This is a genomic window from Acutalibacter muris, from assembly GCF_002201475.1.
GTDB lineage: Bacteria > Bacillota > Clostridia > Oscillospirales > Acutalibacteraceae > Acutalibacter > Acutalibacter muris.
Map to the genome: position 1 here is coordinate 193,735 of NZ_CP021422.1, position 26,577 is coordinate 220,311.

Genomic DNA, 26,577 nt, shown 5'->3' on the forward strand with positions numbered 1-26,577 from the left:
GTATTGAACAATCATGTCTATTTTCTTCTGGCTGAACCTGTCGGCGGTATCATTATTATCCACGCCTTTTGTGCCTGCGCCTTTGTTTGCGTATAAATTCTTATATGCAGTATAGTATGAGTCTGGACGCAGTAAATAACGGTAGAGCCTTGTGAAGATTTCCTCTGGGTGGTTCCTTGAATTCTCACTAATTTTCTCTAAAATCTCCATCGTTAGAACTGCTGGATGAGTACGACGGCGCTTTCGAGGATGTCCACCGGCTCCATCTGCGGCTCACCTACGCCGAGGGTGTCCGCTTCGGGGCGCGCCTCATGCTGGAAACGCTCTGTGATAGAGGCAAACCGCCGCCCCACAGGAAGAGGAATTAGGCCAGGAGGGGCCGCGCCGAAGGGGGCGGCCTTTCACTATATCATTTCAATGGAGGAATGTGTATGGACATTATCGAACTTGAACATGGGGTCCCTGAACCTGAGAACCCCGGCAGAGTGAAATATGCCGGTCAACCCACCGCCCAGGAAGTATTCGAGGAGCTGAAATACCGTCTTGAGAGCATGGGCTATCTCCCCGATGAATATTTCGTCATGGACAGTGAATGAGAGAATGGCCGGGAGATACCCAAGGATGCGGATATTTTCTGCACTGTTGACTATGGCGAGAGCGAGGGAGTTGACCTGGACGTCTACCTCAGGAGGGCGGCGACGCCGTGAAGTTCCTGCAATATTTCTATGGGATGTCCGAGGAAAGCGCTGTGGCTGAGCATTTAGGATGTACCGTCACGGAGCTGGACGATATGCCGGAGCGCATACGGCCCACTAGAAAGATGGCTCCACCCAAGCAGGAGGAAAGGAAAATCGACCTGACCCCACCCGCCGCTAATGGAAATATGCGGCGGGTGTTCGCTTACCTCTGCCAGACCAGGGGCATCGACCCGGAGGTGGTGTCAGCCTTCGCCCATGCCCACCTGCTCTATGAGAGCGCCGGCAAGCACAACGCTGTGTTCGTTGGTAAGGACGAACATGGCCGAGTCAAGCACATCCATATGCGGGGGACGCTCACCGGCTATATGTGTTCGAGGCGCCCATTGATATGCTGTCATATATCAGCTTGCACCCGGACGGTTGGCAGGAGAATTCCTACATTGCTCTATGCGGTGTGGGCAGTGCGCCCATCCAGCGGTTCCTGGAAGAAGTGCCTCAGTTAGAAGAAATTGTACTCTGCCTGGACAATGATGAGGATGGACATAACGCCGCCATGCATATCGCAAGGGAATTACTGGCTGAGTGGGAAGTGGAAGTATCGGCGCATTTCCCTCAGCAGAAGGACTGGAACGAGGAACTTCTGCGCCCTTTCCCGGAGGAAAACCTGGAGCCGGTGATGGCCATGTAATTCCCTAATGCCCAGAAGGCTTGCGGTCCAGCATATCATGTTCCACACCAATGTCGGCGCTGATGAGCTTCACCAGCACAATGCCCATGGGTACAAGGGTAACCCAAACAGTCTTTTCCGCCAAAATCGGGCAGAGAAAGGTGAGCAGCGCCGCACCGGCGAAGAACGCGAAGACCATCCCGGCATGGATCAGCCCCCGGCGCAGGGCCAGGCTATCCCATTTGCGCACAGCTTTCGCCAGACCCACCCCAATCTGCCGGATGTGATTGGTGCAGAAGGTGGTGGCCATGGGTATGCCCTCGGCCTGCCGGAAGGTGTTGTACTGCATGGACGCGATAAAGTTGACAATCACCTGCACTACCTGGTGGGGCACGGACAGCGGAATGAATCCCAGAAGCAACAGCACTGCCGTTTCAAAAATGATTAGATAGGTATCCCAGCGCAGGAACCCCAGCCGTTTCACCGGCGAGGGCAGAATCTCCGACACGAACGCGCCCAGCAGGTACGCTGAGATGGGTATTAGAAAGTACAGCCCGCCCAGCCAATCGCCTTTGCCGAAGTTGATGGCCATAACCACCACATTGGCGGTCTGCGCGTTGCAGAACACCCCGCCCCGCAGAACATAGGTGTACACGCCCATCATCCCGGCGCTGGCCATGAGCAGGGCGTAGATGCTTTTCTGTTCGCAGACGAGATAGTCTTTTTTCGATTCAAGTTTCACTAAAAACAGTCCCTTATATTGGATTTCCAGGAAACCAGTATAAGGGTTTTTCAAGCAAAAATCAATACGCAGTGAAAGGTTGTGGTAGGAATTACCAAAAGTACAGGCACGTTGATCCTGGCGGCAGGACTCATGTTCGCGGTCCTTGCCGGGATCGCGGCCCTGTCAAATTATCACTCGTTGAATATCAAGGCCCGGACGGTGGGCCACGGTCAGCACGGTACTGCCCGGTGGGCCACCAGTCGGGAAATTGCACGAACTTATACTCACGTCAACTTCACGCCAAAGCTATGGCGTGAAGGGAAGAATCTGCCAGAGGAGCAGGGCATTGTCGTAGGGTGCAAGGGCGGAAAAAAAGGCACGCCCGATGGTTTGCGGGAGCAGAGTTGTCCTCCAGTGAGCAGGCCATGGCCTCGGTTATGTCCACAGCGCTGGCGCGGCTCAACAGTTTTCTTGATTCTGAACTTGAACAGGTGCTGTGTTTCGGCACGGCAGTAGATGCAGAAACCTTCTGCAACCAAAGGTCCGCGCTTTTCCTGGTAATGCCAGAGGAAGACCCCAACAAATTCTTCATGGTATCGCTGGTGATCCAGCAGCTATACCGGGAGATCCTCGCCGTGGTAGACGAGAACGGCGGTAAGCTGAAGAATCGCGCGATCTTCTACTGCGACGAGTTCGGGACGCTGCCGAAAATTGAGTCAGCTGCACTGACAAACGCCGAGCCGGGATGGTAAGTATCAAAAAGCCGGACTCACTCACAAGGGGGCAGTCTCGGTCTTCGATGACACCGGGAGGGTCTCATGGTGACAGGGAATGTTAACCCCCCAGGTTACTATGAGACAGAAAGAAAAAAGAGAGAGCCGGGATAGGTAATAGGTAAGTATTTCAACATTGTTGGATAAGTGATGAAACTTCCCGGCGCGGCCTTTTTCTTTTTCTGCATGACCGAAGCCTGACAATTGAAACTTCTTATGTCCAGGAGGAACAGTCTGGAATTGCCCCAGCTGAAATCGTTTGGTGGGTGCAGGTCAGCTACAGTAACGGCGCACAGCAGGACACCCGCTGTGCAGATGAATATCTGCCGGAGCGGGTGGAGAAACTGCGCTGGAGAATGCTGGAATATTTTGAGGAAGAATAAACCGCTTACTCGCCTTTCAACGTAAAAGTGATCTCAATTTCGCCCTGCGTGTTTCCGTCAAATACACGCTTAAGGCCGGCGGTGGTCAAATCAACATCAATCATTCCGCAAAAGTGCATACTGGCGGAGCATACCTGCCTCCCGGAGGAAACCGGCTGGGGTTCAGGCACTGCTGTCGGCTCTTTCACAGCTACCTGGATGCCGAGAAACTCATTCCACCGGGCGCGATCCACCCGGTTCCCCCGGCTCAGTTTGATACCTAGTTCATTATCTGCAATATACTTGCGCACCGTGTTTGTGCCCTTCCCGAAAAAACAGACACAAAAGAGTCTAAGAAAACCGAATGAACCAAAGTGCTCAACCAGCCAGCTCAAAGCGGCAAGCAAAACGCTCGGGAGCCAGCCACCTCAAAGCAGAGAGGGGACGCAAATGGTTATAAAAAAGCCTCAATGCACTCAAAAATTCCCTCCTGAGCCTGAGCTCGGGAAGCAAAACGCCGAAGGTGAATGAACTCGGCTTTCAAGTAACTGAAGAAATTTTCCGCAACAGCGTTATCATACGGGTCTACTAAAGTTCATTTTGAAGTAAAACCCTCGGTTTTGGCAGCAGGCAGAACCGAGGGTTCCTTTTATGCGAAAAACCCAGTGCTTTCTAGGAGTTTTAATCTTTCCACTCAGACAAGCGAATTTGATATCCAAATATTTATATACCAAAAAGTGCCGTTTTTTAACCGTTCGTGCTTCGAGCCTTGACAAAAAGCATAAGTTAAGCTAAACTAAAATCAGTTGAATTGGGGCGAACCGTAGCGCCCGTTCAGCCAGCGTTGGCCAACGCGATGCTATAATAGAAATCAAAACTTTTGAAAGGAGGTTCTATACGATTATGGAATCAAAGCAGCCGATTAACCCCTTGGAAATTATTAACCCAGGGAATGGTCTGCCCGGTACGGTATCGCCGAATCAACATGTTGTTGTTTGCCCTGAAGAAGGAGGGGGTAGTGGCGGAGGAGGGTCCTGCACGGCTTTCAATGGGTCGTTATATAAGCCCTACGGGCAATGCTTTATTAATGGGTAATACCGTTGTTTTGAAAAGCTTATGGCCATAGAAAGCTTTATCAAATCATAATGTCATAACTGAATCTAAATCAGGTCAGACAATTTCAGCCAAAGAAACAGGGTATACCATGTCGCTACGGTTTCTTTGGCTGAAATGCTCTAGAAAATAGAAATGCAAATAGGGAGAAAAATCCATGACAAAAAGAGTATCTTCAGTCTTTCTTTCGGTGTTCTTCTTATTGCTCTGCGGTTGTTCTTCTATATCCGGCGCACAAAGCCAACCTATCAGCAGTCAAGGCCCATCATCAGGTCCTTTTGCTGAACCAACCTCAACGCCTGAATTAGCACCGGCTGACTCCACTCCTTCTGCTGTGCCGTCTGCAAATAAATTAAGCAAGCGCGAGGAAAAGTGGGTAGAGGACCTGGAGTACCTGCGCGAGCAGTACGAGGCCCTGCACCCGGTGCCCTTCCGTTATGTATCAGAGGAAGAATTTGACTTTCAGCTTGAGCAGCTTAAAAAGAAAATTTCAAAGCTCAGCGATAATGATATGTCTTTTGAGATCAAAAAGATCATCGCGGGTTTTTGCGATACACATACTGTTGCAAATGGGCCGGCTTCTGTCTATGAGCGAGTTTTCCCATTTGATGTGATCGTCTTGGGTGAGAAAGTGTATCTGTATCTATACGACAAAGATTACAGTGAACTCCTGGAGCCCTATTTCCTGCGTGAGATAGTAGCTGTCAACGGCGTGGATATAGGTTACATCCGGCAGAAAGCTTCCGAACTGTATTACCCTACAAATTTCTGGTTTAACAAAGAAGTATTGTCCTATAGCTTCTATCTGCCGGCCTTTATGGATTGGGTAGGCTGTGACCACCAGGAGGGATATACTTTCCATATTCTGAATGAAGATGATCAGGTGGAGTTGGTAGAGCTCCCAGCCGTGCCGGTGGACGGCATAACTTATGACTGCTATCCAAAAGATTTCGTATTGCCAAATTCTTTCCTAAATCCGGACGCTAACCGTGCGGAATACATTGAGGATGAGCGTGGCGGTTACGTTTACATACTGTTTTCATATATGGAAACAGGCGACATGAAAGCATATGAAGATTTTTTCAGCACCGCCACTGAATTGCTTAAAGAACACCCCGGCTGCAAGCTGGTTATCGATCTGCGCAAAAACTCAGGAGGTCATTCAAACGTCCAATCTTTTGCGCATCAGAAAGCCTTGGAGTGGAGGGAACTCCCCATTGAGAAGACCTACATATTAACAGGTGGTTTCATGATGTCAGCGGCGATAGACCTGCGTACGGTTTTTAAGGAGGGACTGGACGGGATAGCGGTGGGTGAGCCCACCGGCCAGTTCTTCGGCACATTCGGCAATTCCAAAGACCCGCGGCAGGTCATATATTTGCCCAATTCCCAGATCTCTGTCTTTATAGCAGATATGTGGTGGCCGGGACTGCACCCGGAGCAATACACGAGAAACGAAAACTCGATCCCCTACGAATGGCAAAATACAGTTTTGCCGGATGTGTATGTCTCACTGGACGCCAAGGATTTCCGACAGGGCAGAGACAGCATTTTAGAGTGGGTTTTGGAGCACTAAATAATATAAGAGAAAGGGTAAACTTATTATGAAAAATTTAAAGCCTTCATCGTACAACGTAGTTGTAGATACACTTGCAGATGGACGGGAGTTGATGTTTAACACGCTGACCGGGGCATTTTGTGTGGTTAATGAAACCGTTAAAGCATTGATCAAAGAACATGATTGCGATGCTGAACCTAATCAGGAAGAAAGCCGAAAAATTGTAGAGCAACTTCATTCTCTTGGCTTTCTTATAGATGATGACATTGATGAGCTGGAACTTATAGAACTTAGGCGCAATCTTACTCGTTTTAATAACAAATCGCTTTATGTTACTATCGGTCCTACGCTGAGCTGTAATATGCGCTGCCCTTACTGTTTTGAATCCGAGCAAAATGGTTCAATGACTTCCGAAACCGCTGATAAGCTGATTAAGTTTATACAAGATCAATAATTGCTGAAAATATTGTATCAGTCAGAATATCATGGTACGGCGGTGAACCTCTGCTCGAAATGGAAAGAATCTCGCAAATATCAAATGCTTTGATTCCTTTTTGTGATAAGAGAGAAGTGATGTATAATGCCGAGATAACAACAAATGGATACTTATTAACAAGAGAGAATGCGCAACTACTAAGAAAGTATAGAGTTGCAGACGCACAGGTCACAATTGACGGATTGGAGAAGACTCACAATGCTCGACGCAAACTTAAAAGTGGGCAAGACAGTTTCTGGACTATTGTGAACAACATCCAAAATGTTAAAGATCTTATACATATCAATATCCGAATAAATGTTGACAGAAACAATTTGAATGAAATTGATAAGTTGACTGATTTCTTTATTTATGAACAAAAGTGGGGAAAAGATGTACACTTCTATATAGCTCGCGTTGAAAAAAACACAATCGCTTGCAAAGTCGATTTAGATGAATGTCTGAAGATTGATGATTTTTCATTATTGCACCAGCGCGTTACAGAGAAGATGTTAACCAATGGAATAACTTGTGTCCTAAATAATGAATATCCCCGCTTTCAGGCAGTAGGATGCGGAGCAATCTGTAAAAATTATTATGTAGTAGATGCTCATGGACTCATATATACTTGCTGGAATCACGTTGGTGATAAGAGCAAAAGTATTGGCAGCATATTTGAACCTGAAAAAATCACTCTATCCGGTAGATATCTTCATTGGATGAATGTACACATATCCAATAAATGCAAAAAATGCGTGTATCTGCCAATTTGTCAAGGTGGATGCCCTGATCAGCGAATGAATAATTCCGGAGTTCCGGTCTGCTTCCATTCGGCATTTACATATATCGATAGTTTAAAACTAAATTATATGCATCAAATAAAAGAAAGAGAAGCGCATAACAAGGTATAATATTTGTGTCGCTTGTTACTTTTTAAAGTCCAAATGACTACACAGGCTATACTCTTGTGTAGTCATTTTAAATGAGGAAATCGTTTATAAATGTAGCTTTTATGTGCAAATGACATTAGTATATTTTACTCGGGGACTTAAGACACAATGGAAAGGATCGACCTTATCTATGCTGGAGATAATATATTATGTATGGAAAAAACGGAATGCTGCCGCATTAGATTTTTATTCTCAGTATTTTTGCTGCTCGCAACAGCTCTTTTATCAATTATTTCTCCAATACTTATGGGAAATTATATCGAAGCGCTCACAAAAAAGACGGATTCGGCCAATATAGTAACTTGCGTAATAATATTGACTATTTCCTGGCTTATAGGCGTGGTGCTTACTTATGTGACATCGGTTAATTCTACGCATTTAAAAACTCGATTGACCTACTCAATTAGTTTACATCTTCTTAATCATACTGAACATTTGCCCTATTCAAAGCTAATTGAACACAACCCTGTTTATTTAACCAGTAGAATTCAAAACGATTCTAATACAATCACCTCTTTCTTTTTGGATGGATTCATCGGAATGATTGTCCAGGCGCTTTTGTGTATCACTGTCTTGATATTCCTTTTTAATTCCAGCAGACCCATCTTTTGGCTCGTAATGATAACATTACCTATATACTTTTTGATATATAAAAATTTTAGTCAAAGAATTGAAAGCAGCAGTAAAAAAGTAATAGAACAGCGAGATAAATTTTTTGGCGAAATGAATCATCAATTGAGGAATATTCACACCATAAAAGCAAATGTCTGGTACACCATCCTTTTTTCTTTGTTAAAAGGTGAATTTGAAATTTTCTATAAATCGATAATCAAGAATACAAAAATAGGCTCGCGGTATTCATCATTAACACAACTTATTCAAATCGCCTTTAACGTAATTATCTTTTTGGTGTGCGGTTTTTCCGTTCAGAAGGATGTGATGAGCCTTGGCAATTTTATTGCCGTGAATTCATTGTTATCCATCCTCCTGTCGTCCTTTACTGATATAATGGGATGTGGAAAAGATTATGCAGTTGCATTGGCTGCATTCTCTAGGATAGTTGGATTGGAATCCACTGCTGAAGAGAGAATCGGCAGTTTAAAAATGGATGCCATACATGAGGTTTCATTTGAAAAAGTTTCATTTTCCCATAGCGAACAAGGTGAGAATCTTATTAATCAAGTTTCGGTTAAATTTAAGAAAGGGGAAATTTATCAAATTATAGGGTGCAATGGATCAGGCAAGACAACACTCATAGATATTATGCTAGGGCTACATCCAGCTTCTGGTAAGATTTACTATAACAAAATGTCCACGGAAAATCTTGATATGCCATATATTCGGAAAAATCTTATTTCTACGGTTGAGCAGGAGCCTCCCTTGGTTTTCCGAGAATTACTGCAAAACATTTCAGCCGAAAAATTTGGAAGTGATTACCTCATGCATGAAATAGACAGTATGGGAATGTCCGAATTCTTGGGTTCTTCTGAATTTTTATCAAATCATAAGTCAACTAGTGTGGTCCATAATATATCGGGAGGGGAAAAACAGAAAATAGCTATTTTGAGAGCCCTATTAAAGCGTCCGCAATTATTGATTTTGGATGAACCAGCTTCTGCATTAGATGTGCAAAGCTGCAAGCAGTTAAAAGGGCTTCTGCAACGTGAAAAAAGTGATAGGATCACCATATTGATCGATCACCAATCTGCATTTACTGACATCATCGATGTTGCATATCTATTACAGGATGGACATCTGCTGAGGTGTGACAAGAATGAGAATCCGCATGTGCCCTTCCCGAAAAAACAGACACAAAAGAGGTCAAGAAAACCGAATGAACCAAAAGTGCTCAACCAGCCGGCTCAAAGCGGCAAGCAAAACGCTCGGGAACCAGCCACCCCAAAGCAGAGTGGGGACGCAAATGATTATAAAAAGCCTCAATGTACTCAAAAATGTCGTCCTGAGTCTGAACCCGGGAAGCAAAACGCCGAAGGTGAAGGAGCTCGGCTTTTAAGCAACTAAAGAAATTCTCCGCAACAGCGTTATCATACGGGTCTCCTTTATTTGACATACTCTGCCGGATTCCAAGAGCTTCCAGGCGGTTTCTATAGTCATGCGAGGCATATTGCACGCCCCCGTCGCTGTGGAAAATCAATCCCGGTCGCGGCTGTTCCCGGCGAATTGCGGTGTCCAGGGCGTCTAGGGTGAGTTGTGTGTCGATGCGGTCGGAGAATGCATATCCAACGATTTTCCTCGTGCAGACGCTCAAGCAAATTGGGAGCAATCAGATAGCTATGTTTGGAGTTTATGGTGCTCTTTCAGGCTTTCTTCCGCACGGAATGATTCAGCCGTTTCATCAACTGGTGGACACGCCACCGGGAGCAGGGAATCGTCGGCTTTATCATATGGTTGAGTCCGTCCAGCCCCAGGGCACGTTTTGCCTCCCGGTTCTACCGGTCCGCTTGGCCGGGGGGGAGGCTCTCCTGCTGCCTTCAGCCAGTTGCGCAGTGTGTCGATGCAGATCCCAAGTTCTGCTACCACCTCCTTGCTGGGCCGCCCTTGCTCAGTTACCAACCGGAGGGCCCCTTCTTTGAATTTTTCATCGTATCTCCGTGGGGCTATGCCTTCTTTGTTTCCCATCTTATTTTTCTCCTTTTCTTTCCATTATACAGATTCCTTTTCTGTCTTTCAAGATGGGAAGGGGACAATAGATTTTCCCGATGATTTCCTTGGGAAACTCTGGGATGAAACCGACTGGCAGGCCGCAAAGGAGATCCTTGCGGATATACAGAAACAGATTGCCCTCGCCGCATACAGACATGACGATGAGGCGATAACCGCTCTGCAAAAACAGCTTGTACGGCGGATGGAGATCAAACAGCTGGCGGTTCAAAAGATATGCGGCAGTAATTCCGGGCTTGGGGTTGACGGCGTCAAGTGGAAAGAATCAGGGGAGAAAATACGGGCGGCGCTCATGCTGACCTCCAAGGGGGTTCAAGCTAAACCCATGCGGGATATCATTGTCAAATCGAAATCTACCGGCAGAGAGCGCACCTATGGTCTCCCCACCTACTTTGACCGGGTCATGCAGGTGTGTATGGCTTTTCTCTAGCGCCTGTACTGGAGGCATTGGGAGAAAAGAAGTCCTTTGCCTTTCGGGAGGGCCGCTCTGCCTGGACGACAACGCATACATCTTGGAGGCTCTACAAGGGTCAAATGCACCAGAATTCGTGGGCATCGAGGATGTAATGTCATGCTATGCTAATATCCAGGGAAACTGGCTCATGCGGCATATCCCTATGGATAAGAAGGTGCTGGCTCAGTTTTTGAAAGCGGGACATGTCTTTGCGGGGGAACTGTTTCCCAGCGAGGAAGTCGGGATATCCATGGGAGCCAACCTCTACCCAATGATGGCAAACCATGTGTTGGATGGCTTGCGGGCGTACATATTCCAGATGATATACCCTGGAACACAGGACATTGACTATGCCAACGGCAACCTGGTGCGTTTTGCCGATGACATCTTCTTTACTGCCCGGACTCGAGATGACGCGGAACAAATCATAGAATATACCAAACACTTTCTGGCAGAGCGGGGATTGACGATTTCAGAGGAAAAGACAAAGGTTGTATCTGTATATGAAGGCTTCGACTTCATTTCCCGCCATTATGTAAAAGAGAACGGAGCCATACACGTTACACCTTCTACTGCGGCGGTTAACAGAATAAGGGCAGGTCTTAAAGAGCTGATCCTCACCCACAATCGCTCACAGAAAAACCTGATCGATTCCATCAACCGACAATTGTCCGGATGGGCCTCCTACCACCGCTATTCCGATGCAAAGACAGCCTTTAAGGAGATCGACGGATTAGTAGATAACTGCCTATGGGTGGCGGCGCTGGCCCGGCATCCATAGAAGAACCCGCCCAGGATCAGGGCCAAGTATTGGTACAAGGATCAACGCGGCCGGAGTATATACTGCCCTCCAGACAACAGGAGTGTATGTGTGCAGAAGATTTCTGATACCCTGCTCGTTGAAAGCTATGAGAAGGTCCTGCTGAACAAAAATCCTTATATTGACAGAGAATATTTCCAGCACAGGCAGGAGCGAAAGTCCATTGCCGGAGCAACCGGGCGCTACCAAGAGATATGGAAACGGCAACAGGGACGCTGCTATTACTGCGGCAGGCCCATACTGCCGGATCAGGCCAGGGATGTGGTGCAAATCAACATGGGCAACGATGACAGTTCAGATGCCCGAAGAAACCTATCAGCGCATGAAAGAATATCTCAAACTCCATCGGGTCAAACAGATGGATTTCCTGACCCGGCTGATGGAGTCGGCGCTGGAAAAGGAAGATCCTTCTACAGTGGAGGGCAACAATGGGTAGAACAAAAGAGTTGCTTTTTGCGACGGATTCGGGTATAATATTAGCAGAGAGAAGGTGGTTCCCATGAGCATAAGTATAGAAGACATCAATTTGTCCAACGACCTCGTCTTCGGGGAGGTCATGCGCCAGCCCGAAAATGTCACGCCGTTTCTCGAAGCAGTCCTGGAAAAGAAAATCGCGAACATCACCTACATCGAAAAACAGCAGGACATCAAGGATGGGATACACCTGCACGGCATCGGCTGGACGTTGCTCTTGCTGACGATGCCGGGACATAGTACGACATCGAGATGCAGACAGGCAAGGCATATGACTTGGAGAAACGCATCCGCTTTTACCAGAGCAGTATCGACCGTAAGACTCTTGAGCCCGCGGAGAGCTGCCGTCAGCTCAGAGAGAGCTACGTGATTTTCGTCTGCACAGAAGACTACTATGGCCGAGGCTTGGCGCTTTATAAGCGCAAGAGTGTTATCGAGGGTGCTGAAGATTTAATGTACAAAGACGGTTCACACGCCTACATTTTGAACGCGGCGTTTACCGTCAAGAATCTAAGCGAACCGGCGCTGGAGTTCTTGCAGTATATCAATGCGAGGTGCCGCAAGCTGGACATTGATATTTCAGATTCTGAGTATCTGACAAGGATAGACCAGGCGGTGGAGGACATCAAGTCCTACAAGGGAAAGGTGGAAAGGCTTATAACGTTGGCGACGAAGATTGAGGATGTGCGGTTTTATGCGCGCAAGGAGGCTTTGGAAGAAGGTCTAGCCGAAGGCGAGCATAGTGCAATGGTTGGCGTGGTCAAGCGGCTGTTAAAACAACAGGGGTCTTTGGAGGACATTACTGACATCTGCGGTCTGGACTTGGATGAAATCAAAAAAATCGCGGAGGATGAGTAGGTCATCATCTTGCGAAACCCTTTCATCAAAGTGGCATCTGTTAAACAAAAAGTTATGTAATCCCTCTAAACCCCCGATAACACCGAGAAATTCGCCCATAGGCAAGCGCAATTTACTACACATTTACTACTAAACAACATTGGGAAAATCTGGTCTTGATATGTTTACTGCCAAGCGCAGGGCAAAACAAGGTATAGTCTGCAAAACAAAAGGGACACGGGTAACTCCGTGTCCCTTTTGCCTGCACTCAAGCCAATTACTTGATTGCTGAAAACAAAAAAGCGGGATAACCAGCTTTTACAAGCCGACCATCCCGCTTCGTGATAGTGATCTACATTGTCATCTTCATCTAACCGTCACCCCTTCGTGTACTCAAAACTTCCCGGCTGTTTGCTCTCAGCCAGTTGTTTATAAAGCGGATGGTCCGCCAGGTCATATTTGCGTATCGGCGTTGGCGCCTGCCCCTTGACAAAGAGGTAACCCCGCTCCACAGGCATCTGCAGGATAGCGCTCCGAGGGATGTCGGCCTTGGCGGAGATAAAGTCCGCCGTATGTATGTCCTGTCCGCCGAGATAGATACAGGTGTCGCAGTTGTTTACGATGCTCTCAGCCCGCGCGGGGCCATACAGAGCCTCCAGCTGTGTCAAGCTCTGTAATGTGATGCTTATGGCAATGCCCCGCGAACGCACAGTGGCAATGATGCTATCGAAATCGTGGATATAGGCATTGGTGTAGGCTAAGAATCCGGCACCTTACTGCCTCACGACAGCAGGTTTCCGAACCCTCGCCCCGGAACCGCACGTACACCTCTCGATGTATACGGCTCCCCACTATACATCCTCTACAATTATTTATGGATTCTGTCGTAGCAGTCTCCACACACTACAAGCGTCTTTCGTTTCTTTCTGTTCATAATCGCTCCCCATTCTGTATTAACATCAAGGTCGCTCATGCCCGTTCACAGCCTGATCGTTACAACAAATACGGCGTATGCATCGACGATGTAGATGGCTTGCCTACTGATGAAGAAAAGAAAGCCATCATAGTTATCAACCAGCACAGAATCAACAACGGCGTTGAACCCTTCATATGGGACCAAGGCGCCCAGGTGTTCGCTGAAACACGCGCCATCGAAACAAGATATCGTTGCGAAAACTTTAACCAATTCGACCATGTACGACCTGACGGATCAGGCGCAAACGAAGTGGTCGCAATGGTACACGAATGGTCAATGATTGGCATACTCCAAAAGCCATACGCAGGTTGGTTAAATGAAGCGCTACATTTTAGTAGTAGCGGACCTTGTATCAGTAATTGGGACGTCAACCTGGACAACGGCAAAGATGTAACGAAAAGTTGGATCAATAGTCCAGGACACAATTACCAACTGTTTAGACTCAAACGCACATTACGGAGCTGTAGCATACTATGGCGCAGACGATTGCCATATTTGGTGCTATAATGGTCTCCAAACAAAATAGACCAAGCACAAAAACAAAAGCCCTTGGAGCGTATGCTCCGAGGGCTTTTGTTTTCAATCTTCACTTAATGTTCTATGTTCAATACAAAATGCCAACACCGCCGTAACGGATACGGCCGACTGCATATGAAAAAGGAGATGTGTAATATGCCAAGACAAGTATGGTTCAAAACGGCTTACGTAGATGTGAACACAGGTACAGTCACACGTGAACTGAACATAAACGGCGAGCGTTACCTGAATGTAAACGGCTCGTACACAATAAGCATGGCCTTACCATGCATCCTCTCCACCTCCAGCTCCCACCGTTGGAGGAACTGCACCTCCTCCGCCCGTCTGGAGCGGGGGTTCGCAGACAGGGAGACCTTCGCTTTATGCTGTGTGAGGCTTCCATAAATCAGCAGAGCCTGACCCAATTTATGGACCGGCTGGTTCGGACCTCCCTCCGAAAGGTTTTTCTGATTTTGGACAACTTAAAGGGGCACCATGGGAAAAAGGCCGCAGCCCGACTGGACAGGCATCGGAAAAAAATTGAGCTGTTCCTTCTGGCGGCTTACCTCAGACCAAACGTGATATCCGCCATAAAACCGCCTCCTTCATGCGAGCCCTACAACCTTCTCCCGATAAGGTCTCCGCTTTCTTTCTGCATGATCAGATTTCCGGTATTTTTGTTCGGGGGTAATACCCCTCCCGAAGATGGATTTGCACCACAGGGCCGTGGCTGTGTATATCTATCTGGCAGACCGGGCAAATCGGGTGGGCGAGTGCTGACCTGCCATTGCCAGGGACCCTTGCGCTCTCTCGGCGGCAGGCGCCTCCTGTCATAGTGGCGGGTGCAGAGAACTAACCATATAAAAAGAAACTACTTCAGAGAAAAGATAACCCGAATATTTGATATCGGAATTTTAACGTCATTTGCCTTGATATTTCAAGAGTATCCCGGTATAATGCTTGCAGAAGGATAAGCCGGCAGGAAATCACGTGAAGGAAATGTACCTGCTTAAGAAAATCTTAATGTTTTCTCATATAAGGCTCAAGAAACTGTGCCGCATATTTTGCTACAATTTTATAAACAGGGAAGGAGGTTGCTTATGCCAGAAAAAATCCTTGTAGTGGATGATGAAAAGGAAATAGCCGACCTAGTAGAACTCTACCTCAAAAATGAAAACTATGAGGTCTGCAAGTTCTACACAGCCCAGGAGGCCCTGGCCTGCATCGCCTCCACAGAGCTGGACCTTGCGATATTGGACATCATGCTCCCCGGCACCAGCGGCTTTGCCATCTGCCAGAAAATACGGGAAAAGCATAACTACCCTGTCATCATGCTGACGGCAAAAATAGAAGAAACCGACAAGATCACCGGCCTGACCCTGGGCGCGGACGACTACATCACCAAGCCCTTCCGCCCCCTGGAGCTGGTGGCCCGGGTGAAGGCCCAGCTGCGCCGGTACAAGCGCTATAACCCCGGCATGGCGGTCGAGCCTGACGTGCAGCAGAGCGTGCTTGAACACGCGGGGCTTACCATGAACATCAAGACTCACGAGTGCCTTCTGAATGAAAAACCCCTTACCTTGACCCCCACCGAGTTCTCCCTCCTGCGCATTTTGTTGGAAAACAAGGGCCAAGTGGTCAGCGCGGAGGAGATGTTCCACCAGATTTGGCAGGACGAGTATTATACCAAGTCCAACAACACCATCACGGTACACATCCGGCACCTGCGGGAAAAGCTCGGGGAGAGCGCCGGGTACATCAAGACCATCTGGGGAGTGGGGTATAAAATTGAAAAATAAAATTACCAAGATATTACAGCTTCTCATGCTGCTGACCGCCGGGTTTGCAGCCTGCTCGGCGCTGTATTTTCTGGTGGACAACGTGTTCGATGGCTTTTTTATCGATTGGTTCGAGGGCTTTTTCACCCAGACCGAGGGCCACTTCAACCCCGTAGAGGGCACAGGGGAGATCTGGCACACCATCAACTGGGGGCGGCTGAAGCCCTTTGTGCTGGCGGTGTTCATCGGCGGCACGCTCTTGTGGCTGACGGCGGCTTTTGTGGCCGCCCAGGCCGCCGCCAAACGCCAGGAAAAGCGCACCATCACCGACATCAGCCAGCGCCTGCGGGCTTACATGAAAGGCAGCGCCGACGCCGTAACGGTGTTCCCCAAGGAGCAGGCCGAGATATCCGCGCAGCTTTCAGACATCAAGTCAGCCTTGCTGGAAAATGAGCGCCGTTTAAAGGAGGAGACCACCCGCAAAAACGACCTCATCGCCTACCTGGCCCACGACCTGAAAACCCCCCTGACCTCTGTTATCGGCTACCTGAGCCTTTTGAACGAGGCCCCGGATATGCCGGTAGAGCAACGGGCCAAGTACACCCGCATCACCCTGGACAAAGCCTATAGGCTTGAAAAGATGATAAACGAATTCTTCGACATCACCCGGTACAATTTGCAGGAGATAGCCCTCCAGAAGGAGCCGGTGGACCTCTACTACCTGCTGGTGCAGCTCACAGACGAGCTGCTGCCGGTGCTGGAGAAGAACGGTAATACGGTCAGATTGCAGGCCGATGAAGCCCTCACCGTCCCTGGCGACCCGGACAAGCTGGCTCGGGTGTTTGGAAATGTGCTGAAAAACGCCGCTGCCTACAGCTACCCTGACACGGAAATTGTCATCACTGCGGAAGAAAAGGAGGGGGCCGTCACCCTCCGCTTTAGCAACCGGGGCAGGACTATCCCACAGGAAAAGCTTAATTCCCTCTTTGAAAAATTCTACCGTCTGGACGAAGCCCGCACCTCGGGCACCGGCGGGGCCGGGCTGGGGCTGGCTATCGCCAAGGAGATCGTCACCCTGCATGGGGGCAGGATAACAGCGGAGAGCATAGATGAAACCGTCACATTTACCGTCACCCTGCCCGCGCAATCTTAGGATTTTCTTAGGAAAGATACAATCTCATATTAAAGAACAGAGCGTTCCCATCTGGTATGATGTAGTTAACGCGGCGGCAAAGCCGTCTGCGTTTACTACTATGCCAGATGAGAACGCTTATTATTTTTCTAGGAGGCATGACATATGACAGAGAAAGCAATGGCACGCAGGCGCAGATATCGGCAGCGACACAGAAGGAACACCCTCGCCACATGGGTGGCGAGCGCGGCCTGCGCGGCTATGCTGGTGTTCCTGGCGGCAATGGGGTGCAGGGACTATGTGAATAAGCTGCCACCCCCGGAAAGCTCCACCTTCCCCGGACTGGCGCTGAGCGAGACCAAGCAGGACACGCCAGACCTGACAATTCAAGACAGCCAGCCCCAGGAGCCATCAACAGTTTACGAGGACGGCACGGACTGGAACCTCCGCCTTGTGAACCGCTGGAACCCCCTCCCGGAGGGGTACAACGTGAGCCTCAAGGAGCTCCCCGGCGGGGAGAAGGTAGACGAGCGCATTTATGGGCCGCTGACGGAGATGCTTGAAGCCGCCAGGGAGGGCAACTGGGACGAGCTGCCCCGGGTGATCTCCGGCTACCGTACCCAGGAGGTGCAGCAGGAGCTGTATGACGCCGAGGTAAACAAGTACAAATCCCGGGGCTATTCAGAGGAGGAGGCTAAAGCTGAAGCGGGCAAGTGGGTGGCTGTCCCGGGTACCAGCGAGCATCAGCTTGGCTTGGCGGTGGACGTGGAGGGGGCAACCTATGATGTATTCATCTGGCTCCAGGAGAACAGCTATAAGTATGGATTTATCTTCCGCTATCCGGGGGAAAAGACAGATACTACCGGCACGGTGGAGGAGGTCTGGCACTACCGCTATGTAGGGGTGGAGGCCGCCACGGAGATGTATGAGCAGGGGCTTTGCCTGGAGGAGTATGTGGAAATGAAAGGGGGAATTTCACCGCGGGCTGGAGCCAGCACCGCGCTGACGGCGGACAGGGCCTCCTTGCTGGAGTAGTAACCATAGAAAGCCCCGGTAGTCACTCCGACCGTCCTGACAAGGTTCCGCGGGGAAGCCACATAAAAATTTTATAGTATAGCCGTCATGCTCTCCCCGCCTACCCCAGCGCCACCTCCAGTGCCAGCATAACGGCAAACCCAGCCGCAAAGAACAGCGTCCCCAGGTTGGAATGCTCCCCAACAGACGCCTCGGGAATGAGCTCCTCCACGACAACATAAATCATAGCTCCCGCCGCGAAACTGAGCAGATATGGCAGCGCGGGCAGAATGAACCCAGCCGCCAAAATAGTCAGCATAGCCGCCAGAGGCTCCACCACCCCGGAGAGAACGCCGTACAGAAAAGCACGCCCTTTGCCCGTTCCCTCCGCTCGGAGCGGCATGGAGATGATGGCTCCCTCCGGGAAGTTCTGCAGGGCGATGCCCAGGGACAGGGCCAGCGTACCGGCGGCGGTAATGCCGCTGTTCCCGGAAATCCACCCCGCCAGCACCACGCCCACCGCCATTCCCTCCGGGATATTGTGCAGGGTGACCGCCAGCACCAGCATGGTCGTCCGTTTCAGCCGGGCATGAGGGCCCTCCGGCTGGTTTGTGCCCTGGTGCAGATGGGGTATCGCCCTGTCCAGCACCAGCAGGAACAGTATGCCCAGCCAGAACCCTGTCACCGCCGGAAGGAACGCCAGCCTGCCCATATCCGCCGACTGCTCCATGGCGGGCACCAACAGGCTCCACACGGAAGCCGCCACCATGACCCCGGCGGCAAAGCCGGTTAGGGAGCGTTGGACAGCCCGGTTCAGCCCGCTTTTTATGAAGAACACACAGCCTGCCCCCAGGGAAGTGCCCAGAAAGGGGAGCAGTAATTCTGCCAGAACGTTTCGTACCATTTTCAGCGTTCGCCTCCTGCGTTACGTTTGGGTGCTGTGTACATTATGCGCCGTTGTCAGCTTGAAATACTCCCGTCAGCCGTCTGCCGGAATCGTCCTGACCCCAAAGCAAAAATACAGGATATGGAACACCCACACGCACCCCAGCACGATGCGGCCCACCGGCACGGCGTGCATCATCACAAAGCCGATGGACATGAGCAAAGTCACCGTCACCATAATGCGCACCTTTGTCTTTTTCGTCATACCCTTGCCCTGGACAAAGCTCTCCAGGTTCTCCTTATAGAGCTTCGTCCCCTTGAACCATCTGTCCAAGCGCTCTGAACTGCGGGCAAAGCAGAACGCCGCCAGCAGTAAAAACGGAAACGCGGGCATTAAGGGCAGAACCGCCCCCACCGCACCCAGCCCAACGCCAACACCTCCTAAAACTATGTACCCGATTTTCCTGATTCTCATATCTGTTCCTCCAATCTGCGTCTTTCGTTTCTGGTTTCTATCACGTGCCGCACCGCCTGCACTGGGCAGACAAAGAGCCTCCTGGGTCCTGAAAAGCACATCACCGCCCGTATCTTCTCCCGCTCCCGCTTTGTGTTTGTGTCCATTAGCTCAGCCTCCCGTTTTCCACCGAGTACACCTGGTCTGCTATGCGCATGGTGCTCTGCCGGTGGGACACCAGCACCACGGTCTTACCATCCCGCTCCTGGCCCAGGGACTTCAAAATCACCGCCTCGTTCAGGCTGTCCAGGTTACTGGTGGGTTCGTCCAGGAGCATCAGCGGCGCGTTATGGAGAAAAGCTCTCGCCAGTCCCAGTCGCTGGCGCTCCCCGCCGGAGAGGGTACCGCCCAGCTCGCCCACGGGAGTGTCATAGCCCTTGGGCAGGGTCATGATGAAGTTATGGACAGCGGCCTTTTTGCAGGCGGCAATGATCTCCTCGTCTGTAGCGTCCAGCTTTGCAATGCGCAGGTTATTGCGAAGGCTGTCGTGAAACAGATGGGTCTCCTGGGTGACAAAGCTCTCCATGTCCCGGAGGTTTCGAGTGTTGATTTGCCCCACCTCCCGGCCCGAGACCTGCACCTGACCCGGCCTTGCCCGCCAGAAGCGCATGAGCAGCTTTAAGAAGGTAGACTTGCCACTGCCGCTTCTGCCCACTATACCGACAACCTGCCCCTTGGGAATGTCCAGGCTCAGCCCGCTGAGTACCTCTTCGCCGCCATAGGAAAAGCTGAGATTTTCCGCCGCCGCGCCGGTGAACTCCACCTGGGTCTGACCGCTGACCTCCTCCACCAAAGGCGCTTCGTCCAGAAGGTCCAAGACCCGGTTGCCAGCAGCAAAGGTACTCTGCAAGGTGCTGCCCAGGTTCGCCAGGGCCACGCAGGGGCCAAAGCTGCTCATCAGGGCCACCGTGGGGATAAGCACTCCGGCAAATCCCACCTGCCCCTGGCTGTACAGTGCCGCCGAGGCGAAAAGCATTGCTAAATCCAGCAGAAGGATCACCGTGTTTGTGGCCGCCATGCTCCGTCCCGCCTTGCGCTTCCTTCTGGACTCGCTCTCTGAGAGAGCATCGGTGCGGGCATTCATTTGGGCAAGGCGGGCCTCCCCCTGGCCGTACTGGAGGGTCTCGTCCAGCCCCCGCAGGCTGTCCAGCACAAAGGCGCTCAGCTCCCCGGACTCCTGCCGGAATACCATGCCCTCCTCCCCGCTGAACCGGGAGGTCAGAAGTGGCACGGCCAGCCCCACAACGGCATAAGCGAACAGAGCCAGCAGCCCCAGCGCCCAGTGGCAGCTGCCGATGAACAGGCACATCACCACCGTAAACAGCCCGGCAATGGCCGCCGGGGAGATGGTGTGGGCGTAGAACACCTCCAGCAGTTCAATATCTGACGTGATGACCGAGATAAGGTCACCCCGGTCGCGACCCTCCAGCTTGGCGGGGCACAGACGCCGCAGGGCGCGGAACACCCGGTCCCTTATGAGCGCCAGCAGCTTGAAGGCGATAAAGTGGTTGCTGGCCTGCTCGGCATAGCGCAAAAGGCCCCGCAACAAGGCGAACACGCCCACGGAAATGAAAATGGCAGTCAGGCTGAAGGGCGTGTCAAACTGCAATAAATCCAGCACCGCATACCCGCCGAAGATGGTGATGAACGCCGCGCACAGGTGACCGGCAAGGCCCATCCCAATCGCCAGCGCCATGAACCCGGCTAAAGGCTGTACCAGCCCTATCAGCCGCAGCATTACCTTGAATCCGCTCCTTTTCATTCAGATGGCCTCCCTTCCGTAGTTCTCCAAAGACTGCTGGGCGTTCCAGAGGGCGGCGTAAGCGCCCCGCTTATCCAGCAGCTCATAGTGTGTACCGCGCTCCACAACGCGGCCCTTTTCCACCACATAAATGTTGTCCGCGCCGATCACATTGGCCAGCCGGTGGGAGATGAGAATGACCGTCTTTTCCCTGGCCAGTTGGTGAATCTCTGCCATAATGTCGTTCTCGCTCTCCACGTCGATGTTGGAGGTGGCCTCGTCGAAGACGTACACTGGACTGTCGTGGAGCAGCGCCCGGGCCAGGGCCAGCCGCTGCCGCTGGCCCCCGGAGAGGTTTGCACCCTGCTCGGTGAGGGGGGTGTCAAGGCCCTTCTCCTGCCGGAGGAAACCGTCCAGCTTCACCTTTTCCAGCGCCGCCCAGAGTTCATCGTCCGTGGCATCGGGCCTGCCCATCTGCAGGTTCTCCCGCACCGTTCCCTTGAACAGATAGCTCTGGTGGCTGATATATGTGATGTTTTTCATCAGACTTGCTTCGGCAATGTCCGTCAGCTCCGCGCCGCCAATCTGGAGGGAGCCGGTATATCCCCGGTTCCGTCCCATGAGAAGCCCGGCGACGGTGCTCTTGCCGCAGCCGGATTCTCCTACGACAGCGGTAAAGCCGCCTTTAGGCACAGCTAACTCGATGTCATGAAGAAGGGGCCGGTCAGGCTCGTAAGCAAAGCCTAGGCCAGTGCAGGTAATGGAGCAGTCCTCTGGAAAAGGAGCCGCGCCCTGCTCCGGCTCGGGCAGATCCAGCAGACGGAAAATCTTCTCGCTGGCAGCCATGCCGTTCATGGCGATGTGGAAAAAGCTGCCCAGCTGCCGCATGGGAATGAAAAAGTCCGCGGACAACAGGATAATGAGCAGGCATCCGGCCAAGTCCGCCCGCCCGGCCCGGTACTGGGTCACGGACAGCACCACCCCCAGGGCCGCGCCGCCGTAGGCGATCAGGTCCATGATGGTGATGGAGTTCAGCTGCATGGTCAACACCTTCATGGTGATTCGCCGGAAGCTCTCGGCCTCCCGGTTCATCTCCTCCTGCTTGAAACCATCGGACTGGTAGATTTTTAAGGTTGTTAAGCCTTGCAGGTTTTCCAGAAAGGTGTCGCCCAAAGCGGTATATTGCCCCCAGTATTTGGCGAGCAGCTTCTTGGCCCAGGTCTGCACGGCGGCGATGGCTATGGGAATCAGCGGCACGCACACCAGCAGCACCACCGCCGAGGGTACGTTTACTGTGCACAGGTAGGCGAATAGGGTCAGCGGGGCCAGCAGGGCGTAGAAGAACTGGGGCAGGTACGCCCCGAAGTAGGTCTCCAGCTGGTCTACTCCCTCCACCGCCACCTGAACCACCTCGGCGGTGCTGGCGCTCTGGCGATAGCCAGCCCCCAGCCGGAGGAGCTTGCGGTAGATAAGCTCCCGCAAGGTGCGCTTGACGGCCTTGGACGAGAGATAGCCCATGCGGCTGGCCCCCACTGTGCAGGAGAACCGAACGACGACGGCTCCTGCCGCTACCGCTGCCGTCAGGCCGATTTGACCAGTCTCACCAAGGGCCAGTGCGGCCAAAAGGGCTGTTATAGCAGTCATCAGGGCTATGTTTGCCAACAGGGAAAGCCATTGCAGGGCTATGTTCCCGGCCACATATTTCCGGCTCTCGGGGACCGTACCGATTAGGCGCTTGTTGATCATCATAAATCAGATTCACCTCTTAGCTAATTCACGCTAACTGCGCGGGGATATAATAGCGCTTTAATTAGTTTACGCTAACTGTATCCAGTTTACTATCCCGCACGCTTTTTGTCAACCAAATTTTTTGAGCAAACGCAAGGAGGAGGCGCGATAAACGCGTCCCCTCCCCTTCGCCCGAATGCACGAAAGTGCACTTACCCAAGATATTTACAAATAACCACCGCAGCCCTCTCTGCCCCTATCGAACTGTCTATGCTCAACTCATAATGGTGAGGGTCGCCCCAGTCCTGCCCAGAGATTAATGACTGTAATCACCACAATGGATAGCTGCGTCAGGAAGCTGGACGCGCCCAGAGCCATCACCTGCCGGAGAAGCTTACCCCTCGGCTTGAAGCTGCCGCCGCATATGCGGAAGGTCTTACTCCTGGCAAGATAGGCCGCGCAGATTAAGAAGCTGACAAACTGCCCTAAAATCGTGGCCCAGGCCGCTCCCTTTATCCCCATATCCAGTACAAAAATCGCCACCGGGTCTCCAATAATATTCAGCACCGCGCCCACCAGCATGGCTCCCATAGCGTACTGGGGGCTGCCCTCCGCGCGGATAATAGAGGCCAGGGTGTTTTGCACCAGGGCCAGGGGCATCATGGCGTAGATGATAAAGCCGCAGTCATGGGCCAGGGAAAGGTTTTGCCCGGTGGCCCCAATCAGCTGGAGCAGGCCGTCGCCCCAGGTATAGCCTATGGCAATAATTACCACCCCGCCAAGAAAAGAGCCAAGAATGGCGTTGCCCAGATAGCCCACGCCGTTGCCTACAAAAATCTGGTCCACAATGTTGTATAGGCAGGAAATAATCAGTGAAAAGATACATGGGAGGGCAAATTTCCCCAGCAGCCTGCCAACCTTTTCCGTGCCAAGATAGACGCTGTCTTGCATAAAAAACCTCCTGAAAATGCCAAGGGCAGCACACGCCGGATGTGTGCCGCCCTTGGCCTCCCCAAAAGAACAGACACACGCCGCTTTTCCGTACCGTAATCAGGCTTACGCGCGGGAGCCGCGCTGCGTGTGTCGTTGAAGGGCTGTATTTTGTTTGCCTTTAAATTGTAGCAGATTTGTGCTTGGGAAGTCAAATAGGCATTTTGCACAAAGGTTTTCCTGCTTCGGGCTGCGGGTAAAAAATCAAAAGGTACCTTGACAACCAACAGTCGTAGAGTTATAATATCAAGGTACCTAATGCAAATTTGAAAGGAGCTCTCTGTATGAGACACAAGGAAAACTACGAAAAGCATGTGGCCCAGCGCCGGGCACACTATGAGAGTGAGGACACAAACGGCAGGCTGGTCATCAACCTGCGGGACATCAGCCACACCATGCGGGATTTGTCCGAGGGGCGGGGCAGCCAGAAACGCGTTTTGATTTTGCTTTTAGAAACTGGCCCCATTACCCAGCGAGAGCTGACAGAGCGGCTGGGCATCCAGCCCGGGTCCGCCAGCGAGGTGGTCGCCAAGCTGGAAAACGCAGGACTGCTTACCCGCACGGAGAGCGAAAGCGACCGCCGCACGGTGGACGTTACCATGACCGGGGAGGGTGAGAGACAGGCGAAAGAGGCAAAAAGTCAGCGGGAGGGACGGCACAGGGAGATGTTCGCGGCCTTGTCCGAGGAGGAGAAATCCCAGCTGTTGGGGCTTTTGGAAAAGGTCAACAGGGATTGGGAGTCCCGCTACGCGCAACGGCAGTGCCATCACCAGGGCCGCCATGGGAAACACGGCCCCCACAGTGAACAGGAGGGCCATGAGCTCCGCCACGAGGGCAGCGCGGAGGACCGGCCCCACTGCAACCACGACTGCCTAAACTGCCCAAACCCCTGCGGGAAAGGCAGGGCCCTTCGGGAAAGCGGCAGGTAGGCTCCATGTGGAAATATGTCAAAAGATACCTGCCGCTGGCGGTCCTTGCCGGACTCTTCATGATGGGAGAAGTACTGATGGATCTGGTGCAGCCCGGCATTATGAGCCGTATCGTGGACGATGGCGTGCTGGGGATGAACGGAGATGGCCTAGGGGATTTATCCTTGGTTTGGACCTTGGGCTTGCAAATGATTGGGCTGGTATTGTTCGGCGGCCTATGCGGCTCCATGAACAATGTGTTTGTCCATTTGTCCGGGGCATGGTCCGCTGTGTGTTTTTGACACTGGGCAGCATCACGTTTATGTTCCTGCTCAACCGCGCGTTTGGTTTTATTATGCTGTGCGCGTTCCCATTTATTGTGGGCGTTTTAGCATTCTGCCTATGGAAAGCGAACCCGCTTTTCCTACGCCTCCAGGCCCAGCTTGATAGGCTCAACTCCATTATGCAGGAGGACGTTTCCGGCCTCCGCATCATCAAGGCCTGCGTGCGGGAATTATATGAAAAGGCCCGCTTCGGCAAGGCCAACGATGAACTGATCAAGATACAGCTGGGGGTACTGGTGGTTTTCACCTTTATGAACCCGGCTATAAACGCCTTGATGTACCTGACGGTAGCCGCCATCTGCCTTTCCGGCTTCCGGCAGGTAAGCAGCGGCGGCGCGACCTCTGGGGTCATTATGGCGGCCATCACTTACACCACCCAGCTGCTTCACGGCCTCCTTATGCTGGTCATGCTGTTTCAGAGTATCTCAAAAGGACTGGCCTCCTGGAAACGGGTCAAAGAGCTTCTGGATTCCCGGCCCGAACTGGAAAACGGCAGTTTTGCCGGTAGTGTAGAGCTGCGGGGGGCTGTGGAGTTTCGCGACGTAAGCTTTTGCTACCCCGGCAGTGGGCGTTTGGTCCTGAAAAATATCAATTTGAAAATAGCCCCGGGTGAAACCGTCGCCATTATGGGCGCTACCGGTTGCGGCAAGACCAGCCTGGCAAACCTGATCCCCCGCTTTTACGACGCGCAGTCCGGCGCGGTGCTGGTGGACGTACCCGGTTCCGGCTGGAGCGGCGCACAAGGGTATGCCCATGTGCCGAAAATGGTAGAACTTGCCAAATTGGGCTTTGTAGTGGCCAGCCTTGAGTATCGGGGGACTTACAAGGAGGATGTGCGTTTTCCCGCTGCCGTGCAGGACACCAAAGAGGCCATCCGCTTCCTGAGGGCCAATGCGGAAACGTATCATGTAGACCCCGCTCACGTAATGCTGCTGGGCGATTCCTCTGGCGGCCACACGGTGGCTATGGCTGCTCTTACCGGGAACGAGGAACGCTTTAACATAGGCGAACATTTGGATCAAAGCACCGAGGTGGAGTCCTGCGTCATTTTCTACGGGCCAAACGATTTGCTGAACCTTGTGCCTGACCGTCTGGCAGAACACAAGAAGCTCCGGCCCGGCGAGGGCGAGTTCCCCTTTGAGGCCAGGGAGATTTTCAAGGAGGATTTTCGACAGAATCCCGAAGGGATGCTGTCCGACGCCAGCCCCATCAACTATATCGAGAGGGCAGAAAAACTGCCGGCGTTTCTGTTCCTTCAGGGTGAGGAGGACCCTATCCTCCCTATGCGGCAGGGACTGCGCTTCTGTGAGAAAGTGCGGGAGCATGGTGGCCGGGCCGAGTTTGTGAAAGTTTGCGGCGCGGGCCACGGCACCGGCTGCTGGACGAAAGAGGTTATGGAGATGGTGGGGCAGTTCCTTAGAGCGTACTAAAACGTTTAATAATGTGCCCATGAGCAGTTAAAAT

Annotated in this window: 30 protein-coding genes and 5 pseudogenes; 21 read left to right on the plus strand and 14 right to left on the minus strand. The window is 51.7% G+C overall.

Translation table 11 applies throughout. The features are described from left to right. Nucleotides 1-431: 431 nt before the first annotated feature. From ADH66_RS01000 to ADH66_RS01010, 3 genes and pseudogenes are all read left to right on the plus strand, one after another. Nucleotides 432-689, plus strand: a pseudogene (locus ADH66_RS01000) (ankyrin repeat domain-containing protein); the annotation flags it as partial. A 14-nt stretch (nt 690-703) separates the two neighbouring features. Next, nucleotides 704-1,201 (plus strand): DUF3991 domain-containing protein, encoded by a 498-nt coding sequence (locus ADH66_RS01005; protein ID WP_084384321.1) that lies wholly within the window; start codon nt 704-706, stop codon nt 1,199-1,201. Beyond that, nucleotides 1,087-1,386, plus strand: a complete 300-nt coding sequence (locus ADH66_RS01010) for a toprim domain-containing protein (RefSeq protein WP_066536808.1) — start codon at nt 1,087-1,089, stop codon at nt 1,384-1,386. Before ADH66_RS01005 ends, ADH66_RS01010 begins: the two co-directional genes overlap by 115 nt. A gap of 4 nt (nt 1,387-1,390) precedes the next feature. Here ADH66_RS01010 and ADH66_RS01015 read toward each other — a convergent pair whose 3' ends face one another. Continuing rightward, on the minus strand, nt 1,391-2,107 hold the full coding sequence (locus ADH66_RS01015) for a YoaK family protein (RefSeq protein WP_236757153.1): 717 nt from the start codon (nt 2,105-2,107) through the stop codon (nt 1,391-1,393). Between the two features lie 362 nt (nt 2,108-2,469). Here ADH66_RS01015 and ADH66_RS21925 point away from each other — a divergent pair. Beyond that, nucleotides 2,470-2,817 (plus strand): annotated as a pseudogene (locus tag ADH66_RS21925) (type IV secretory system conjugative DNA transfer family protein); the annotation flags it as partial. A 433-nt stretch (nt 2,818-3,250) separates the two neighbouring features. On the opposite strand, the gene ADH66_RS01025 reads toward ADH66_RS21925, so the two are convergent. Both ADH66_RS01025 and ADH66_RS21550 read right to left on the minus strand, forming a co-directional pair. After that, the gene (locus tag ADH66_RS01025; RefSeq protein WP_088364350.1) at nt 3,251-3,535 is read right to left on the minus strand and encodes a hypothetical protein; all 285 of its coding nucleotides are present in this window, start codon (nt 3,533-3,535) and stop codon (nt 3,251-3,253) included. 143 nt (nt 3,536-3,678) lie between these two features. Then, a pseudogene (locus ADH66_RS21550) lies at nt 3,679-3,774 on the minus strand (hypothetical protein); the annotation flags it as partial. A 720-nt stretch (nt 3,775-4,494) separates the two neighbouring features. Here ADH66_RS21550 and ADH66_RS01035 point away from each other — a divergent pair. From ADH66_RS01035 to ADH66_RS01050, 4 genes are all read left to right on the plus strand, one after another. Further along, a complete protein-coding gene (locus ADH66_RS01035) occupies nt 4,495-5,913 on the plus strand; it encodes a S41 family peptidase (RefSeq protein WP_157130619.1) in 1,419 nt (472 codons plus the stop codon). 28 nt (nt 5,914-5,941) lie between these two features. Continuing rightward, nucleotides 5,942-6,349, plus strand: a complete 408-nt coding sequence (locus ADH66_RS01040) for a hypothetical protein (RefSeq protein ID WP_088364351.1) — start codon at nt 5,942-5,944, stop codon at nt 6,347-6,349. Nucleotides 6,350-6,375: 26 nt separating this feature from the next. Continuing rightward, entirely contained in the window at nt 6,376-7,281 is a 906-nt protein-coding gene (locus ADH66_RS01045) for a radical SAM protein (RefSeq protein WP_330397744.1), read from the plus strand. 192 nt (nt 7,282-7,473) lie between these two features. Beyond that, nucleotides 7,474-9,342, plus strand: a complete 1,869-nt coding sequence (locus ADH66_RS01050) for an ATP-binding cassette domain-containing protein (protein WP_407922941.1) — start codon at nt 7,474-7,476, stop codon at nt 9,340-9,342. Here ADH66_RS01050 and ADH66_RS21555 read toward each other — a convergent pair. After that, nucleotides 9,257-9,604: pseudogene (locus ADH66_RS21555) on the minus strand (transposase); the annotation flags it as partial. The gene ADH66_RS01050 and the pseudogene ADH66_RS21555 overlap by 86 nt on opposite strands. 8 nt (nt 9,605-9,612) lie before the next feature. Next, complete coding sequence (locus ADH66_RS21560) at nt 9,613-9,960, minus strand: transposase (protein WP_089413691.1); 348 nt, start codon at nt 9,958-9,960, stop codon at nt 9,613-9,615. Between ADH66_RS21560 and ADH66_RS01060 the strand changes: the two genes are divergently transcribed. The 5 genes from ADH66_RS01060 to ADH66_RS01075 all read left to right on the plus strand — a co-directional run bounded on the left by ADH66_RS01060 (nt 9,950) and on the right by ADH66_RS01075 (nt 12,608). After that, nucleotides 9,950-10,432, plus strand: coding sequence for a reverse transcriptase N-terminal domain-containing protein (locus ADH66_RS01060; protein WP_157767177.1), 483 nt, complete (start codon nt 9,950-9,952; stop codon nt 10,430-10,432). The genes ADH66_RS21560 and ADH66_RS01060 overlap by 11 nt on opposite strands. Before the next feature lie 136 nt (nt 10,433-10,568). Beyond that, the gene (locus ADH66_RS01065; protein ID WP_162288739.1) at nt 10,569-11,237 is read left to right on the plus strand and encodes a group II intron maturase-specific domain-containing protein; all 669 of its coding nucleotides are present in this window, start codon (nt 10,569-10,571) and stop codon (nt 11,235-11,237) included. Between the two features lie 202 nt (nt 11,238-11,439). Further along, nucleotides 11,440-11,712, plus strand: a complete 273-nt coding sequence (locus tag ADH66_RS19750) for a hypothetical protein (RefSeq protein ID WP_066536790.1) — start codon at nt 11,440-11,442, stop codon at nt 11,710-11,712. A gap of 63 nt (nt 11,713-11,775) precedes the next feature. After that, complete coding sequence (locus ADH66_RS19755; protein ID WP_066536782.1) at nt 11,776-12,120, plus strand: hypothetical protein; 345 nt, start codon at nt 11,776-11,778, stop codon at nt 12,118-12,120. Then, on the plus strand, nt 12,027-12,608 hold the full coding sequence (locus tag ADH66_RS01075; RefSeq protein WP_157767178.1) for an RpnC/YadD family protein: 582 nt from the start codon (nt 12,027-12,029) through the stop codon (nt 12,606-12,608). Before ADH66_RS19755 ends, ADH66_RS01075 begins: the two co-directional genes overlap by 94 nt. Before the next feature lie 356 nt (nt 12,609-12,964). Here the strand turns inward: ADH66_RS01075 and ADH66_RS01080 are convergent, their stop codons facing one another. Both ADH66_RS01080 and ADH66_RS21430 read right to left on the minus strand, forming a co-directional pair. Continuing rightward, a complete protein-coding gene (locus tag ADH66_RS01080) occupies nt 12,965-13,327 on the minus strand; it encodes a TraM recognition domain-containing protein (protein ID WP_084384311.1) in 363 nt (120 codons plus the stop codon). 128 nt (nt 13,328-13,455) lie between these two features. Beyond that, nucleotides 13,456-13,560, minus strand: a complete 105-nt coding sequence (locus ADH66_RS21430; protein WP_330397654.1) for an HNH endonuclease — start codon at nt 13,558-13,560, stop codon at nt 13,456-13,458. 675 nt (nt 13,561-14,235) lie between these two features. Here ADH66_RS21430 and ADH66_RS19760 point away from each other — a divergent pair. The 5 genes from ADH66_RS19760 (at nt 14,236) to ADH66_RS01105 (ending at nt 18,024) form a co-directional block, all read left to right on the plus strand. Further along, complete coding sequence (locus tag ADH66_RS19760) at nt 14,236-14,484, plus strand: DUF2800 domain-containing protein (RefSeq protein ID WP_157767180.1); 249 nt, start codon at nt 14,236-14,238, stop codon at nt 14,482-14,484. Continuing rightward, nucleotides 14,463-14,915 (plus strand): transposase, encoded by a 453-nt coding sequence (locus ADH66_RS21565; RefSeq protein WP_162288740.1) that lies wholly within the window; start codon nt 14,463-14,465, stop codon nt 14,913-14,915. The genes ADH66_RS19760 and ADH66_RS21565 overlap by 22 nt, the downstream gene beginning before the upstream one ends. 264 nt (nt 14,916-15,179) lie before the next feature. Further along, a complete protein-coding gene (gene vanR / locus ADH66_RS01095; RefSeq protein WP_066536772.1) occupies nt 15,180-15,878 on the plus strand; it encodes a VanR-ABDEGLN family response regulator transcription factor in 699 nt (232 codons plus the stop codon). Next, a complete protein-coding gene (locus ADH66_RS01100) occupies nt 15,868-17,010 on the plus strand; it encodes a sensor histidine kinase (RefSeq protein WP_066536771.1) in 1,143 nt (380 codons plus the stop codon). The genes vanR and ADH66_RS01100 overlap by 11 nt, the downstream gene beginning before the upstream one ends. Before the next feature lie 144 nt (nt 17,011-17,154). Beyond that, nucleotides 17,155-18,024, plus strand: coding sequence for a M15 family metallopeptidase (locus ADH66_RS01105; RefSeq protein ID WP_066536765.1), 870 nt, complete (start codon nt 17,155-17,157; stop codon nt 18,022-18,024). On the opposite strand, the pseudogene ADH66_RS19615 reads toward ADH66_RS01105, so the two are convergent. The 7 genes and pseudogenes from ADH66_RS19615 to ADH66_RS01130 form a co-directional block, all read right to left on the minus strand. Next, nucleotides 18,003-18,083, minus strand: a pseudogene (locus ADH66_RS19615) (TetR family transcriptional regulator); the annotation flags it as partial. The gene ADH66_RS01105 and the pseudogene ADH66_RS19615 sit on opposite strands and share 22 nt — an antisense overlap. 41 nt (nt 18,084-18,124) lie before the next feature. Further along, on the minus strand, nt 18,125-18,907 hold the full coding sequence (locus ADH66_RS01110; protein WP_066536763.1) for a ZIP family metal transporter: 783 nt from the start codon (nt 18,905-18,907) through the stop codon (nt 18,125-18,127). A 75-nt stretch (nt 18,908-18,982) separates the two neighbouring features. After that, nucleotides 18,983-19,363, minus strand: coding sequence for a YbaN family protein (locus ADH66_RS01115; RefSeq protein WP_066536761.1), 381 nt, complete (start codon nt 19,361-19,363; stop codon nt 18,983-18,985). Then, the gene (locus ADH66_RS19765) at nt 19,360-19,509 is read right to left on the minus strand and encodes a nitrous oxide-stimulated promoter family protein (RefSeq protein ID WP_157130617.1); all 150 of its coding nucleotides are present in this window, start codon (nt 19,507-19,509) and stop codon (nt 19,360-19,362) included. Before ADH66_RS19765 ends, ADH66_RS01115 begins: the two co-directional genes overlap by 4 nt. Beyond that, a complete protein-coding gene (gene cydC, locus ADH66_RS01120; protein ID WP_236757155.1) occupies nt 19,509-21,164 on the minus strand; it encodes a thiol reductant ABC exporter subunit CydC in 1,656 nt (551 codons plus the stop codon). The genes ADH66_RS19765 and cydC overlap by 1 nt, the downstream gene beginning before the upstream one ends. Continuing rightward, entirely contained in the window at nt 21,165-22,889 is a 1,725-nt protein-coding gene (locus ADH66_RS01125; protein WP_084384602.1) for an ABC transporter ATP-binding protein/permease, read from the minus strand. 261 nt (nt 22,890-23,150) lie between these two features. Next, nucleotides 23,151-23,822 (minus strand): MATE family efflux transporter, encoded by a 672-nt coding sequence (locus ADH66_RS01130; protein WP_236757156.1) that lies wholly within the window; start codon nt 23,820-23,822, stop codon nt 23,151-23,153. 323 nt (nt 23,823-24,145) lie between these two features. Here ADH66_RS01130 and ADH66_RS01135 point away from each other — a divergent pair, with 323 nt between their 5' ends. Genes ADH66_RS01135 through ADH66_RS01140 form a run of 3 tightly spaced genes read left to right on the plus strand, consistent with a single transcriptional unit; the run spans nt 24,146 to nt 26,543 of the window. Further along, nucleotides 24,146-24,790, plus strand: a complete 645-nt coding sequence (locus tag ADH66_RS01135; protein ID WP_066536758.1) for a MarR family winged helix-turn-helix transcriptional regulator — start codon at nt 24,146-24,148, stop codon at nt 24,788-24,790. A 5-nt stretch (nt 24,791-24,795) separates the two neighbouring features. Continuing rightward, entirely contained in the window at nt 24,796-25,071 is a 276-nt protein-coding gene (locus ADH66_RS19770; protein WP_066536755.1) for a 6TM ABC transporter family protein, read from the plus strand. Next, nucleotides 25,050-26,543 carry an ABC transporter transmembrane domain-containing protein gene (locus tag ADH66_RS01140; protein ID WP_207653019.1) on the plus strand — a complete coding sequence of 498 codons (1,494 nt, stop codon included), beginning with the start codon at nt 25,050-25,052 and terminating at the stop codon, nt 26,541-26,543. The genes ADH66_RS19770 and ADH66_RS01140 overlap by 22 nt, the downstream gene beginning before the upstream one ends. Nucleotides 26,544-26,577: the final 34 nt, after the last annotated feature.